Annotated in this window: 12 protein-coding genes and 1 tRNA gene; 7 read left to right on the top strand and 6 right to left on the bottom strand. The window is 42.0% G+C overall.

The genetic code is table 11. The features are described from left to right. Positions 1-26: 26 nt before the first annotated feature. Complete coding sequence (locus EDD70_RS05815) at positions 27-1,211, bottom strand: flagellin N-terminal helical domain-containing protein (protein WP_092752080.1); 1,185 nt, start codon at positions 1,209-1,211, stop codon at positions 27-29. Positions 1,212-1,478: 267 nt separating this feature from the next. Next, on the bottom strand, positions 1,479-3,257 hold the full coding sequence (locus tag EDD70_RS05810; RefSeq protein WP_092752082.1) for a methyl-accepting chemotaxis protein: 1,779 nt from the start codon (positions 3,255-3,257) through the stop codon (positions 1,479-1,481). Between the two features lie 238 nt (positions 3,258-3,495). On the opposite strand from EDD70_RS05810, the gene EDD70_RS14910 reads away from it, so the two are divergent. Both EDD70_RS14910 and EDD70_RS05805 read left to right on the top strand, forming a co-directional pair. Further along, on the top strand, positions 3,496-3,663 hold the full coding sequence (locus tag EDD70_RS14910) for a hypothetical protein (protein WP_162840798.1): 168 nt from the start codon (positions 3,496-3,498) through the stop codon (positions 3,661-3,663). A gap of 212 nt (positions 3,664-3,875) precedes the next feature. Next, positions 3,876-4,364, top strand: a complete 489-nt coding sequence (locus tag EDD70_RS05805; RefSeq protein WP_092752084.1) for a DNA-deoxyinosine glycosylase — start codon at positions 3,876-3,878, stop codon at positions 4,362-4,364. A 151-nt stretch (positions 4,365-4,515) separates the two neighbouring features. Here the strand turns inward: EDD70_RS05805 and EDD70_RS05800 are convergent. Next, positions 4,516-4,591: transfer RNA gene (locus EDD70_RS05800), tRNA-Gly, on the bottom strand. A 193-nt stretch (positions 4,592-4,784) separates the two neighbouring features. Here EDD70_RS05800 and EDD70_RS05795 point away from each other — a divergent pair. The 3 genes from EDD70_RS05795 (at position 4,785) to mgtE (ending at position 8,519) form a co-directional block, all read left to right on the top strand. Further along, positions 4,785-5,819, top strand: coding sequence for a DnaD domain protein (locus EDD70_RS05795; RefSeq protein WP_242943131.1), 1,035 nt, complete (start codon positions 4,785-4,787; stop codon positions 5,817-5,819). A 19-nt stretch (positions 5,820-5,838) separates the two neighbouring features. Further along, the gene (locus EDD70_RS05790; protein ID WP_092752088.1) at positions 5,839-6,828 is read left to right on the top strand and encodes an ATP-binding protein; all 990 of its coding nucleotides are present in this window, start codon (positions 5,839-5,841) and stop codon (positions 6,826-6,828) included. A gap of 341 nt (positions 6,829-7,169) precedes the next feature. Beyond that, positions 7,170-8,519, top strand: a complete 1,350-nt coding sequence (gene mgtE / locus EDD70_RS05785) for a magnesium transporter (RefSeq protein ID WP_092752090.1) — start codon at positions 7,170-7,172, stop codon at positions 8,517-8,519. A gap of 51 nt (positions 8,520-8,570) precedes the next feature. On the opposite strand, the gene cysE is transcribed toward mgtE, so the two are convergent. From cysE to prfB, 3 genes are all read right to left on the bottom strand, one after another. After that, a complete protein-coding gene (cysE, locus tag EDD70_RS05780; protein WP_092752092.1) occupies positions 8,571-9,215 on the bottom strand; it encodes a serine O-acetyltransferase in 645 nt (214 codons plus the stop codon). Between the two features lie 391 nt (positions 9,216-9,606). Beyond that, positions 9,607-10,533: a cysteine synthase A gene (gene cysK, locus EDD70_RS05775; RefSeq protein ID WP_092752094.1), complete on the bottom strand. Its 927-nt coding sequence runs from the start codon at positions 10,531-10,533 to the stop codon at positions 9,607-9,609. Positions 10,534-10,779: 246 nt separating this feature from the next. Further along, positions 10,780-11,907, bottom strand: a complete 1,128-nt coding sequence (gene prfB / locus EDD70_RS05770; protein ID WP_092752096.1) for a peptide chain release factor 2 — start codon at positions 11,905-11,907, stop codon at positions 10,780-10,782. Positions 11,908-12,075: 168 nt separating this feature from the next. Between prfB and EDD70_RS05765 the strand changes: the two genes are divergently transcribed. Continuing rightward, entirely contained in the window at positions 12,076-13,098 is a 1,023-nt protein-coding gene (locus EDD70_RS05765; protein ID WP_092752098.1) for an RING finger protein, read from the top strand. Between the two features lie 26 nt (positions 13,099-13,124). Beyond that, positions 13,125-14,000, top strand: coding sequence for a UTP--glucose-1-phosphate uridylyltransferase GalU (gene galU, locus EDD70_RS05760; RefSeq protein WP_205408579.1), 876 nt, complete (start codon positions 13,125-13,127; stop codon positions 13,998-14,000). The last annotated feature ends 111 nt before the right edge of the window (positions 14,001-14,111 follow it).

The following is a 14,111-nucleotide window of genomic DNA, read 5'->3' as shown; positions in this document are numbered from 1 at the left end:
GGTTCTTTTTATGTTCAGAATAATAATTATCTGAGGAGTTGGAGAACAGACTGAGGCTGTTGGTTTGCCTGAGCAAGCATTGCCTGAGCAGCCTGAGTAAGAACGTTGTTCTTGGTGAACGCCATCATCTCTTTAGCCATGTCTACGTCACGGATACGAGACTCAGCAGCGGTCATGTTCTCGGTGGTTACGCCGAGGTTGTTGATGGTGTGCTCGAGACGGTTCTGAACAGCACCGAGGTTCGAGCGGTTGGTAGATACTTTGTTGATAGCATCTTTAATGGTTTGAATTGCATTCTTAGCGCCAGCCTCTGTACCAATGCTAATGGTATCAATACCCAAAGCTTTTGTGCCCATGTCAGCAATAGAAACATTAATTTGTTGGCTAGCAGAATCACCAATTTGCAGGTTCAAGCCGCCGCCGATGTTTCCGTCAGCGTTTGCTGCAACGGTGAAGGCTACGTCTGTTGGAGCGCCATTTCCGATAGATGTGAAGGAAATCTCTACGCCGTTCCATTTCTCGTAATCTTCAGCAGTTGCAGTAGCTTTATTCATCGAGATTGTAAACTTAAATGTGCCTGCACCAGTAGGATTCTTAGCATCGCCATTAGCTGTAATACCAGCAGCACCAGGTGCATCACCATTCAAATCTTTAATGGTTACTTTACCATCGGCAGCAATAGTGAAGTTAACTACATCGCCTGCAGCAAGTTTTCCGCCCGATACGGTTGCAGGATTTGCACCATGAATACCAGCAGCTGCAGGAATATTTGTTGCATTGTAGCCGCCTACTGTACCATCCAGCAATTTAATTCCGTTAAAATCGGTGTATTCAGCAATACGGTTGATTTCTGCGTTCAGAGAATCCACTTCACTCTGCAGAGCATCACGGTCAACATCATCTTTATATGTGCCGTTTGCAGACTGAGTAGCCAACTCTACCATACGGTTGAGCATGGAGTGAACTTCGGTCAAAGCACCCTCAGCTGACTGTACCAAAGAGATACCGTCTTGTGCGTTAGCCTGAGCTCTTTCAAGACCTTTAATCTGTGCTCTCATTTTCTCAGAGATAGCAAGACCAGCAGCGTCGTCACCAGCGCGGTTGATTTTAAAACCAGAAGAAAGTTTCTCGAGGTTTTTGGATACTGCAGTGTTGTTGCCGCCCAACTGTCTGTGAGCGTTAAGAGCCATAATGTTGTGTTGGATAATCATAATTTTACCTCCATGTATTTTTTATTTCAGGGAATCCTTTCCCTAAAACCCTATTTATTTACCGAACAGAAACGGCGCCTTGTCCCCATCCGGTTTGCGAACAGTATTTTTGCTGTTCTATAACATATATCGTACGGTTATGGAAAAACTTAAGTACTAATCTTTCCAAACGTATACAATATTTTATTTATAAATTGTGCAAAACCACAAAATCATCTCTTGTACGTTATTTAGGCACAATAAATCGTATTTACACATAAAGCAAATTTAGTATTTTTCGGGTGATTTCCCTTTTGCTTCAAACTGATCCAACGATGTAATATGTTCCTGTTGGATGAAATCGTCGTTGCACACGATTTCATCGGTTTCATTTTGTTTTCTGAGCCGGAATTTTTTAACCAGTTGCTTGAGCAGTTGCGCTTGCCCGCTAAGCTCTTGGCTTGCAGCAGCACTTTGCTCTGCAGTTGCAGAGTTCGTCTGTACTACAGAAGAGATTTGGTCTATTCCGTGCGTAACTTGCGTAATTGCGGTTGCCTGCTCGGTGGATGCCGTAGAAATCTCATTGATTAATGCCGTGATTTTTTTAGTGTTCTCAACAATACATTTCAGCGATTCGGCTGTTTCATTTGCAGTTTTTGTACCCCCTGCTACCATATTGATAGAATTTTCGATTAAAACTGCGGTGTTTTTAGCCGCCTCTGCACTTTTGGATGCAAGATTTCTTACTTCTTCGGCAACTACAGCAAAGCCTTTGCCCGCCTGCCCCGCACGTGCCGCCTCTACCGCTGCATTTAAGGCAAGGATGTTTGTTTGAAAAGCAATATCATCAATCGTTTTAATGATTTTACTGATTTGATTGGAGGAATTATTGATTCTCTCCATTTCTGTAAGCATACTCTGCATTTTTTTATCGCTCTCCAAAAGAGCCTCCCCGGTAGCGTTTACTAAATTTTTGGTAGTATTGGTGTTTGCTGCCGTTAAGTTAACCTGCTGCGAAATTTCACTGACGGAGGCCGCGAGTTCTTCAATGGCACTCGCCTGCTCGGTTGCACCCTGCGACATTGCCTGCGCACCGTTGGATACCTGATCGGAACCACCTGCAACCTCACTGGAAGCTTGTTCAATCTGATACATCGTACCGTTCATAGAGCAAAGGATTTTTTCGATAGAATCTTTGACAGGGCTAAAATCACCAACATATTCAATGTCCACCCTCGCTGTCAAGTCGCTTTCGGCAACTCTCCCCAAAACCATACCAATGTTTTCAATCAGCACTTTAAGTTGCAGCATTGTTTCTCTTACACTTTGTGCAAGGCTGCCTACTTCATCTTTGCCCGCATATGTAATTTCTTTTTGTAAGTTCCCCTTTGCAAGCTCTTGCGCTGCTGTTTTAATTTCGTCAAGAGGTTTTACAATGCCCCTGGTTAACGATAAAGAAATAAAAATAATTGCAATCAAACAAAGCGTACTGAGTATCAGCAGTGATAAAAACACCTGCTGGCGGATTTTCGCGCTGTTTTCTACCGCAGTGCTAGCAGCATTATTTGAAAGAGCAGATATTTCATCCAGTGCTCCGGTTGCCTCTTTCATTAGAGGAAGATATTCCTGGTTCATCATTTGAAGTGCTACAGTACAATAACCGCCTGCTATAGAACTAATAAGACGTTCCCTAATAGGGTCGGCTTTTTTCAGGGCAGTGTTATAGTTTTCTAAAAGCTCTTTGTCGCCGGTGAATTTTTCATTAAGAAGTATATTCGCTTCTTTTAAATTCTCTAGGCTTGTCCTTGCCAGCTTTAAAAATTTAGCAGTATTTTGTGGATTATCATCTGTGACGGAGCGAAAAATATTTTTTTCGGCATCTATCATAGAAACTTTTACATTCCATGCGCAATCTACCACTGCAAAATCTTGGTTGTAAAAATCATCCAGTTCTTTACCCACATTGTTGATGCTAATTAAAGAAATACCCATTGTAATTGCACATAAAAGAAAAACCAAACCAAAACTGACTAAGATTCTGGGACCGATCTTCAATTGCTTTAGCATAACATACACTCCTCAAAATTATTAGCTATTTGCAACCATTTGGATAATTGACATTATTATAGCACAAACAATTAACATATTTAACCTTTTTTTAATAAATATATTAAAATTGAGTTTACTTAGCATAATTTACAGCCAAAATAAAGAAGACATAGTTTTTGGAAAAACGTGCTGTTTATGCGGTTACTTTGCTTAATTACGGCAATTATGTTACAATGTAGTGAATGGAGGTGTTTTCTTGTCTAAGAATCTTTCGGCTTTAAAAAGCAGATTGGCGATTTACAAGGCAGGCCTTCGTAAGGCTATCCAAGCAGAAGACCATGCCGAAATCAGAAAATGGGAAACGAGCATTGATACTTTGCAAAAAGAAATAGACGATGTTATATATGCTCGTTGGCATTGTTGATTTGATTATTCGCCAACAGCAGACATTGCAGCTGTAGAAATTTTTTCATCGTTGCTGTGGTTATAATGACGTTTATTCAAAAATGAGGTGAATTGGATGAAAGGATTTTCGATTACCGGGCTAGTGCTTGGCATTACGGCAATTGCAATGGGTGCAGCCGCAATTGTATTTAGCTGTATCGGGATTGGCAGGACAAAGGATATGGAATTTTAATGGAGAGAATACAGCATACCATTACCCCAGTTTATGATGCACAGTGTCGCATTTTAGTATTAGGTACAATGCCTTCGCCAAAATCCCGCGAAATAGGTTTTTATTATGGGCACGCCCAAAATCGTTTTTGGCGTGTTATGGCAGCGGTACTGAATACATCTGTACCGCAAACAATTGCGGAAAAACGTTTATTTTTATTGAACAACCACATTGCACTGTGGGATGTATTGCAACAATGTGAAATCAAAGGCGCGGATGACAGCAGTATCCGCAAACCTATAGTAAATGATTTCACCCTCATTTTTGACACAGCGGATATTCGGCAGGTTTTTACCACAGGGGCAGCAGCTACCAAACTTTATACCACACTATCTGCAAGTGCAGATAGGCATCCCACTATTTATCTGCCCTCTACGAGCGCTGCGAATTGCAGAATTAGTTTTGAAGCTTTGGTTGAAAAATATAGCATTATAAAAAGATATTTGTAAATAAAAAATGAGTATTCCCTAAGAAATACTCATTGATATCATATTTAAAAGCACAATCGCTCATCCATACCATTGTGCTTATTTTTATTTTGCCTGTAACTATTTGCATCAAAACAAAAAGCACTCACAAAACTGTGAGTGCTTTTTATATTGGAGCGGGTTACGAGGTTCGAACTCGCTACCTCCACCTTGGCAAGGTGGCGCTCTACCAAATGAGCTAAACCCGCACTTGTCATCTGTCGACTGGTTTATTATAGCAAAACAAAAGTACTATGTCAACTGCTATTTTAAAAAATTTCTATTTATTTGACACTATACTTTTAGAATAAGCGAAGATTATAAATGACTGTTTGGACAAAATCTGTTATAATAGTAAATATTGAATAGATTAACAACAAAATGATAAGAGGTAGCTTTTTGATGAAATATTCACTCGATTTTGGTTTGTGGAACTCGGTTTTTGCCGTCCCTACCCAAATTGTTGATCAACATATTAAAATGTGCGGCGCAGCTCATCTTAAAGTACTGTTGGTACTGTTGCGAAATGCAGGCAGTGAACTCCAGTTAACAGATATCGCAGCCCTGCTGAATCTTTCAGCAGGTGACACGCAGGATGCGCTCAATTACTGGATACAGGCAGGGGTGCTTTGCGCCCAGCCCGGGCCGGAAAGCACTGTCCTAAACGTAGGGGATGATGAGCCTGCCCCAGTGCAGCCAGCAGCCGGTTCCCCCATGTGTGCCCCAAACACCGAAGTACAGCAAAAAACCGAAAAAGTTCGTGTTAAGCACTCTGTCGGCAGTGCTCCGCTGCAAAAACCAAGGCCCGCTGAAATTGCAAAAATGATAGAACACAGCAGCGAGTTAAAGTCTCTGCTTTCAGAGGCAGAGGCAGCACTGGGCAAAACGCTTACTTCGTCAGATATTTCTACTTTAGCCGCTTTATATGATTGGGCGGGTATTTCGGTAGCCGTACTGTTAACAGTAATTGAATACTGCAAACAAATAGGTAAAACGAATTTACGATACATAGAAAAAGTTGCAATAAACTGGCAAGAGCGTGGCATAGATACGTTTGACAAAGCAGAACGTTTTATTAAAGAAAGCTTGGAAACCGATGCACAGACAAAGCTGATTAAAACTGCATTTGGTATTTATGACCGTGCTTTGACCTCAAAAGAAAATGAATTTGTTAAAGCCTGGTTTCATGATTACAAGTTTGATATTCCAGTCATCAAGCTCGCATACGAACGCTCGATTGAGCACACCGGCAAGGTGAGTTTTCCCTATATCAACAAGGTACTTACCAACTGGCACAGCCAGAATATTACAACACCCGAACAGGCTACCAAAGAGGAAGCTGCATTTGCAAGACAAAAGACCGAGCGTGAGAAGCCAAAATCCTCGTACGATATCGACGAACTTGAACAGTTTTTTCTACATAACTCTCCGAAATAGATAAGGTGGTGCCATACAAATGGGTTATTCCAAAGAACTTTTTGAATTTGCACTGAACACGTTAAGCGAACGACGCAATGCAGCAAAAGCCAAGTCATCGGCACGTAAAGATGAGTTGTACCGCCACCTGCCCCGCTTACGAGAGATTGAAAACGAACTTGCCGGCACAGGGATGGAACTGGTATATGCAGTGATGGCAGGCGGAAAAAATACAGCCGATGCCGTTGCTACAATAAAAGAGAAAAACCTTGCGCTGCAAAACGAACGCACTGTTTTGCTAAAACAGGCAGGGGTTGGTGCAGATTATCTTGAACCTGTCTTTGTATGTAATAAATGCAAAGACGAAGGCTATATTCAAAACAAAATGTGCAGTTGTATGGAAAAGATTATGCGCGATGAAAAACTGCGCAGGCTCAACTCGGCATCTTCTCTTTCACTCTCGAGCTTTTCTAATTTCCGCCTCGATTATTACCCCGTTGCAGCAGATAGCAATGGTATATCGCCCCGAAAACGCATGGAAGAAATCTATAGCACCTGCTGCCGATTTACAAATGAATTTGGCAAAACGAGATGCGAAAATTTACTTATGATTGGTGCAACAGGGCTTGGAAAAACCCATCTTTCTCTTGCGATTGCCAACGAAGTGATCTCGAAAGGCTATGAGGTCATCTACGGTTCGGTGCAAGATTTGTTTCGGCGTGCAGAAAACGAAAAGTTTTCGCGCGAAGGTACCAGTTACGAGACATTGGAAACTTTGCTGGAATGCGACTTGCTGATTTTGGATGATCTTGGCTCGGAATTTGTAACAGGTTTTACCTCTGCGTTGCTTTATAACATTATAAATACGCGCATCAACACACATAAATCAACCATTATCAGCACAAACCTGCCATTGAAAGAGTTAAATAACCAGTATGCCGACCGTGTAGTATCTCGTTTGACGGGAAATTACAATGTTTTATGGTTTCAAGGAAATGATGTGCGAAAACTCCTGCTGAGCAAACGCTGAATATTATAAAAGCAATACGGGGTTGCTTAATTTGCCAAATAAGGTTATACTAATAGCTGTGACTGAACATGTCACAGCTTTTTTGTATAAATAGTGTTAAAGGGGGAAAGACAAGTGGACAAATGCGGTCGAAGTACAAATTTGGACAGTGACTATCATTTGCGCAGCACGCGATGCCTGCTTGTTTTTCTGTGCGCTGAAAAGTGCCCTTTAAAACAATAGCAATTGATATCACCGTATAGAATGCAGGGCGGAGCAGAACCCGTCTTGTTTCTGTGCGGCTTTGTTCTTTTTTGAGCTTCCTGCCTTGATTCCGAAAAAAACACAAGGAGGATGACCTAATGGAAAATTTCATCGATTTTGAAAAATTAGGAGAACTGATTAGCACCCGAAATTACCGTGAGCTTCGTGTAAAACTAGCTGAAATGAATGAAGTAAACATCGCACTTTTTATTGAAGAATTGCCAGTAGAAAAGGCAACCGTTGCTTTTCGCACCCTTCCGAAAGGTTTGGCAGCAGACGTTTTTGCAAATTTATCATCCGATACTCAGGAATATATTATTGGCTCAATTAACGACCAAGAGCTGGCTGTAATTGTTGAAGATTTGTTTGTAGACGATGCAGTTGATATGCTTGAGGAACTGCCTGCAAGCGTAGTTAAACGTGTATTAAAAAATGCAACACCCGATACCCGTGCGCTCATCAATCAATTTTTACAGTATCCCGAAAATTCTGCAGGCAGTATTATGACCGCCGAATTTACAGATTTGCGCCGCAACATGACGGTTGAAGATGCAATTAAGCACATTCGCCGTACAGGCGAGGACCGCGAAACCGTATATACTTGTTATGTTATTGATGACAGACGTATTTTAGACGGTGTGGTTACTGTTAAAGATTTATTGCTAAGCGAAGACGATTGCAGCATTGAAAATATTATGAATACCAATTTTGTATCGGTGACTACTTTAGAAGACCGCGAAGAAGTAGCAAAGCTGTTTGCTAAATACGATCTTTTATCAATACCTGTTGTAGACCATGAGGGGCGTTTGGTGGGCATTGTAACCGTTGATGACGCCGTTGATGTTATGGAACAGGAAGCTACTGAAGACTTTGAAAAAATGGCAGCGATGATTCCTTCAGAAAAACCGTACCTAAAAACAGGAGTGTTTGTTCTTGCAAAAAACCGTATCATGTGGCTGTTGGTACTGATGATTTCAGGAATGATTACAGGCAGCATATTAGGCAAATACGAAGCGGCATTCGCGGCTATGCCAATGCTTGTTACGTTTATCCCTATGCTTACCGATACAGGCGGAAATGCAGGCTCACAAAGCAGCACTCTGGTGATACGTGGTATGGCGGTATCAGAGATTAGCACCAAAGACTTGGTGGCAGTTATGTGGAAAGAATTGCGCGTGAGCATGCTGGTAGGTATCGCGCTGAGTGCGGTAAATTTTGTTCGCTTGGTGATTACGTACCCCGGTAACGAATTAATTGCACTAACCGTTGCACTCTCGTTGTTTGCTACGGTGGTTATAGCAAAAACAATCGGCGGAGCACTGCCGATTATAGCCAAATTATTTAAAGCCGACCCGGCAATTATGGCAGCTCCCCTTATTACTACGATTGTTGACGCATTTTCGCTTATCATTTACTTTTCTGTGGCAGAAAAATTGCTCCACCTATAAAAACATAGAGAACAGATACAAAGTATAAACTGTATCTGTTCTCTTTTTAGTTTAATTACGGCTGTCTTCAAGTTCTTTTACGCGATTTTCGAGTGCTTCTATTTTCATCAGGAGCTTACACAATTCCTGCGAGACAGGGTCGGGGATATGCACCTGATCGAGATCTTGTGTTACTTTTTTGTTGCCCTGACGCACCACTCTGGCAGGCACACCAACCGCAGTTGCATCGGCAGGGATTGGTTCAAGTACGACAGCACCTGCAGCAATTTTTGCATTATCGCCCACCTTAAAGGGCCCTAATATCTTAGCACCGCTGCCAACCATTACATTTTTGCCGAGGGTAGGGTGGCGTTTGCCTTTGTCTTTGCCCGTACCGCCCAAGGTAACCCCTTGATAGATGGTGCAACCCTCGCCCACTTCGGCAGTTTCGCCAATAACCACGCCTGCACCATGGTCAATAAGCACACCACGAGCAATTTTTGCGCCCGGGTGAATTTCAATGCCGGTACAAAAACGAGCAAACTGCGAAATAAACCGGGCTATAAAAAACATTTTATGCTTATAGAACCAGTGGGAAAATCGGTAATAAATAAGTGCATGTAATCCTGAGTAAAGTAATAGTACCTCCATACTGTTGCGTGCTGCCGGGTCTCGCTCACGAATGGCACGTATATCTTTGCGCAAACCTTTGAACATAAAGTGTTCCTCCTATTGTTGCAGTGTAAGTTTCTATTAAACCTGTTATACGTGGGTTTTCTGCCGTATATAATATAAAAACCTCTGCTTTTGCCAATTAATAAAATTAGCAAAGGCAGAGGTGACAAAATTACCACGGTTCCACTCTGATTGGTACTCAAAAGCCTTTAACGCAGACCTGCGTTTTACGATACTCGGCTGCTCGCCTTTGTCGCAAACTGCTGACAGGTGCATTTCATCTGCGGCAAACACTAAGAACACTTTCAGCGGGTCATGTTCTCTCTCTGTTGTGTGCTTACAAATTACTTCTCCTGCTCATCGCATTGTATCAATATGAGAATACTTTATTACTTTACCACATCACAAACTTATTTTCAAGAGGAAAATTCAATCATTCAAACAAAGGGGTTGAAAGATATCGTTCACCGGTATCGGGCAGTAGCACGACAATGAGCTTTCCGCTATTTTCAGGGCGTGAAGCAAGTTCTTTTGCCGCATGCACTGCCGCACCTGAAGAGATACCGATGAGCAAACCCTCGTTTTTAGATACACCACGTGCTGCCTCAAACGCATCTTCATTTTTTACAGTGATAATCTCATCAATCACATCTTTGTCTAGAATAGATGGTACAAAGCCGGCGCCGATACCTTGAATTTTATGCGGGCCGGGTTTTCCTCCAGACAATACGGGAGAATCAGCAGGTTCTACCGCAACAATTTTGATGTTGGGGTTATGTTGCTTCAGCCCTTCACCTACGCCTGAAACTGTACCGCCTGTTCCGACACCCGCAACGAAAATATCTACTTTACCGTCGGTATCTCTCCAAATTTCTTCAGCGGTGGTGGCACGGTGAATGGCAGGGTTCGCTGGGTTAACAAACTGGCCGGGGATAAAACTATTCGGTATCTCTTTCGCAAGTTCTTCCGCTTTGGCAATTGCTCCGCTCATGCCTTTTGCACCCTCTGTCAGAACCAACTCCGCGCCCAACGCTTTAAGCAAGTTACGGCGCTCCATGCTCATCGTGTCGGGCATAACTATGATAATGCGGTAGCCTTTTGCTGCTGCCACAAATGCAAGGCCGATGCCGGTGTTACCGCTGGTGGGTTCTATAATCACACTGCCCTCTTTGAGGGTACCTTTTTTTTCTGCGTCGTCAATAAGTGCAAACCCTACTCTGTCTTTTACCGAAGAGAGTGGGTTGAAGTATTCCAGCTTTCCTACCAGTCTTGCATCCAAATTGTTTGCTTTACCGTAGTTTGTTAGCTCCAGCAATGGCGTGTTACCAATCAAATCATAAAGATGTTTTGCTATTTTCATATCGTATTCCTCCTCATATTATATGCAATTGTTCAATTGTGGTTCTATTGCTAAGTGGCAACATCGAGTATTTGCTTTTGCAGATATTTTTTTAACATCAAACATTGCTATCACTCTTTTCTTAATTCATACTATTCTTATATGATTTATTTGTATTATATTCTTGATTACACAAAATGTCAATATGAGAATATAAATTTTTCTATAAAAAACGAGACGATGCTGCATCGTCTCGTATGTTAAATATTATGAAGATTGTTTATTTAATTCTCCTTGACTCGCCGCTTTAAGGTAAGCGTTGATGAAACCATCAAGGTCACCATCCATTACTGCCTGGATATTGCCGTTCTCAAAACCGGTACGATGGTCTTTTGCAAGAGTATAAGGCATAAACACATACGAACGAATTTGGCTGCCCCAAGCAATAACGCTGTGGTCACCTCGTATGTCAGATATCTTCTCAAGGTGCTCACGTTCTTTAATTTCCACCAGCTTGGCACGAAGCATTTTCATACACATATCTTTGTTTTGGAATTGGCTGCGCTCGTTTTGGCAAGATACAACAATACCGGTTGGAATATGGATAAGGCGAACCGCCGATGAAGTTTTGTTTACCTTCTGTCCGCCTGCACCAGAAGAACGGTACACTTCCATACGAATATCTTCTTCGTTGATTTCGACATCAGCATCGTCAGGCAATTCGGGCATAACATCAAGAGAAGAAAACGAAGTGTGGCGTCTGCCTGCAGAATCAAAAGGAGAAATGCGCACCAAACGGTGTACGCCTGCCTCTGATTTTAAAAAGCCGTAGGCGTTCAATCCCTCTACTAAAATACTGGCACTTTTAAGCCCTGCCTCGTCGCCTTCCAGGTAATCTAATATCCTGTATTTAAAGCCGTGGCGCTCACTCCAGCGAGTGTACATGCGGTAGAGCATCTGTGCCCAGTCTTGGCTTTCTGTACCTCCTGCGCCTGCGTGGAACGTCAAAATAGCATTGTTTGCATCATATTCTCCGGTAAGCAGGGTAGAAAGTTTTTCTTTTTCCAAGTCGGTTTCAATATTTTTTACCGATTCGGTTATTTCGGATAGTACGGATAAATCTTTTTCTTCATTCGCAATTTCAATCATCGTCAGTGCATCTTCGCACTGTACTGAAAGATTTTTGTATGCCTCTATTTTATTTTCAATTTGGCGGGTACGCTGCAATACCTTAGATGAATTCTCCATATCATTCCAAAAGTTTGGTGCAGCCGCTTTTTGGTGCAGTTCGTCAAGTTCTTCCTGAAGTGCTTCTAAACCGATGGCGTCGGCAAGGTCTTCTATCTGTGGCTTCAATTCAAGCAGCTTAAGGCGCAGTTCATCGTATTCTAACATTTATCTCACCTTCAACACAAGTATTTATCCTTTCAATTTTAACTTATCTGTGAACATTTGTAAACTCATTTGTTTTGTTATTGGTTTTTTTTATAGAATATATTATAATAATACTATTGGTTTTATGTGGTATCATACCACGTTTGCAAAATGGAGGTAAACTGACCGATGAATAAATACAATGGTGTTCCCTGCCCTATATGCGGCAAAGTTTTTACTAAAAAAGATGATGTCGTGGTATGCCCCGAGTGCGGAGCACCCCATCACAGAGACTGTTACCGCGAGCTCGGACACTGTGCTCTTTCAGAACAACATACACAAGGCTTTGTCTGGAAAAATCCAAATCATGAAAATGCAAATTCGTCTTTTCAGCCAGAGGCAACTCAAACAGACGAACAAGCCGGAAATTTGTTTTTGTGCCCGCGATGCAACAGTGCCAATGAAGCAGGCAGCATATTCTGCCGCAGTTGCGGTATGAAACTGGGCATCTCTGTACCGCCGCAGCAGACACCTGATTATCAAAGGAATTTTCAGTCTCAGGGCGACTATCAAGTAAATTTAAACGCCCAGCAAGCCCAAAGTGCTGCACAGTTCGGTATTGCACCAGAAGATAAAATCAACGGTGTTACTGTAAAAGAGATTGCGCAATTTATTGGTGAAAATACGTTTTATTATCTGCCGCGTTTTAAGCTGTTTGATATGGCAAAGCACTCGATCAGTGTAAACTTTTCGGCTATTATTTTTAACTTTTTCTACTACTTCAACCGCAAAATGTACAAAGCAGGAACCGTACTTTTATCGTTGTTTATACTGAGCATGTTACCAAATCTTTTGCTGGTTTACTATTTGTTCCCCGATATTTTGCAAAATTTATTGATTTTAAATGCACCTCCCATTGACCTGACACCTTACAGCAATCTGTTGGTGGTTTCGAACATACTGCATTATATCTACCTTATAGTATGCCTGTTCAGCGGCTTTTTTGCCAATAAACTTTACTTTCGCTTTGTTTTAAAACGAATAAGCGATATTAAAAAAGATTATGACGGCAGACCCGAAAGTGAATACGCACAAGCGCTTGCAGTTAGCGGTAGAACCAACAAGGTATTGGTTGTAGCAGTTGCAGCTTTACTGTTTATATGTTATTTTGTTTATTATGCACTGTTGCTTACAACCTACAACTTATTTTAAGCTATTTTTATCAGGAGGAAATTGATGTGAAAATAAAAAAAGCTGTCATCCCAGCTGCTGGCCTTGGCACACGCGTACTACCCGCTTCGAAGGCAATGCCAAAAGAAATGCTGCCCATAGTGGACAAGCCTGCAATCCAGTATATTGTGGAAGAAGCAGTAAAATCGGGTATAGAAGATATTCTAATCATCACCAGCCGCGGCAAAACCACTGTAGAAGACCATTTTGACCGTGCACCGGAATTAGAACATAAATTGCTCAATTCAGGAAAAGAAAAAGTTTACGAAGAAATGGTCGCGATTTCAAACCTCGCCAATATACAATATATCCGGCAAAAAGAAACCAAAGGGCTTGGACATGCTGTTTACTGTGCCAAAGCTTTTGTGGGCAACGACCCGTTTGCAGTGCTGTATGGCGATGATGTGATTATTGGTGAAAAGCCTGCCTGCGGCCAGCTTTGCGACGCTTACGAGCAATATGGAAGCGGTGTTGTGGGTATTAAAGAGGTACCTACCGAACAAATTTTAAAATATTGCTCACTTAAAACCAAACATCTCGAAGGCAACCGATACAGTGTAACCGATATGATTGAAAAACCCCGCAGAGAACAACTTTTTTCGAACTATGCAATTTTAGGCAGGTGTATCCTTCCACCGAAGATTTTCCCCATACTTGAGCATCTTAAGCCGGGGGCTGGCGGTGAGATTCAGCTGACCGATGCAATGCGTGAGCTTGCAGTAATAGAGGGTATGATTGGTGTAGAATACGAGGGTACGCGCTATGATATGGGCAACAAACTTGGTATTTTACAAGCAATTGTTGAAGTAGGGCTGAAACATCCCGAGGTGGGTGACGATTTTCGCAGTTATCTGGCAGAAATCTGTAAAAAATATGGCATTTAACTTGACTTTACAGCTCAGCTCTGTTATAATCATTCTGTTATTGTCCGCCCTTGTACAACATGGGTACGGCCTAACTATCCTTGCCCTGCTTCGCAGGGCCTAATGTCCATA

Source organism: Hydrogenoanaerobacterium saccharovorans (assembly GCF_003814745.1).
Lineage (GTDB): Bacteria > Bacillota > Clostridia > Oscillospirales > Ruminococcaceae > Hydrogenoanaerobacterium > Hydrogenoanaerobacterium saccharovorans.
This window is presented reverse-complemented; position numbering and strand designations above follow the sequence as displayed.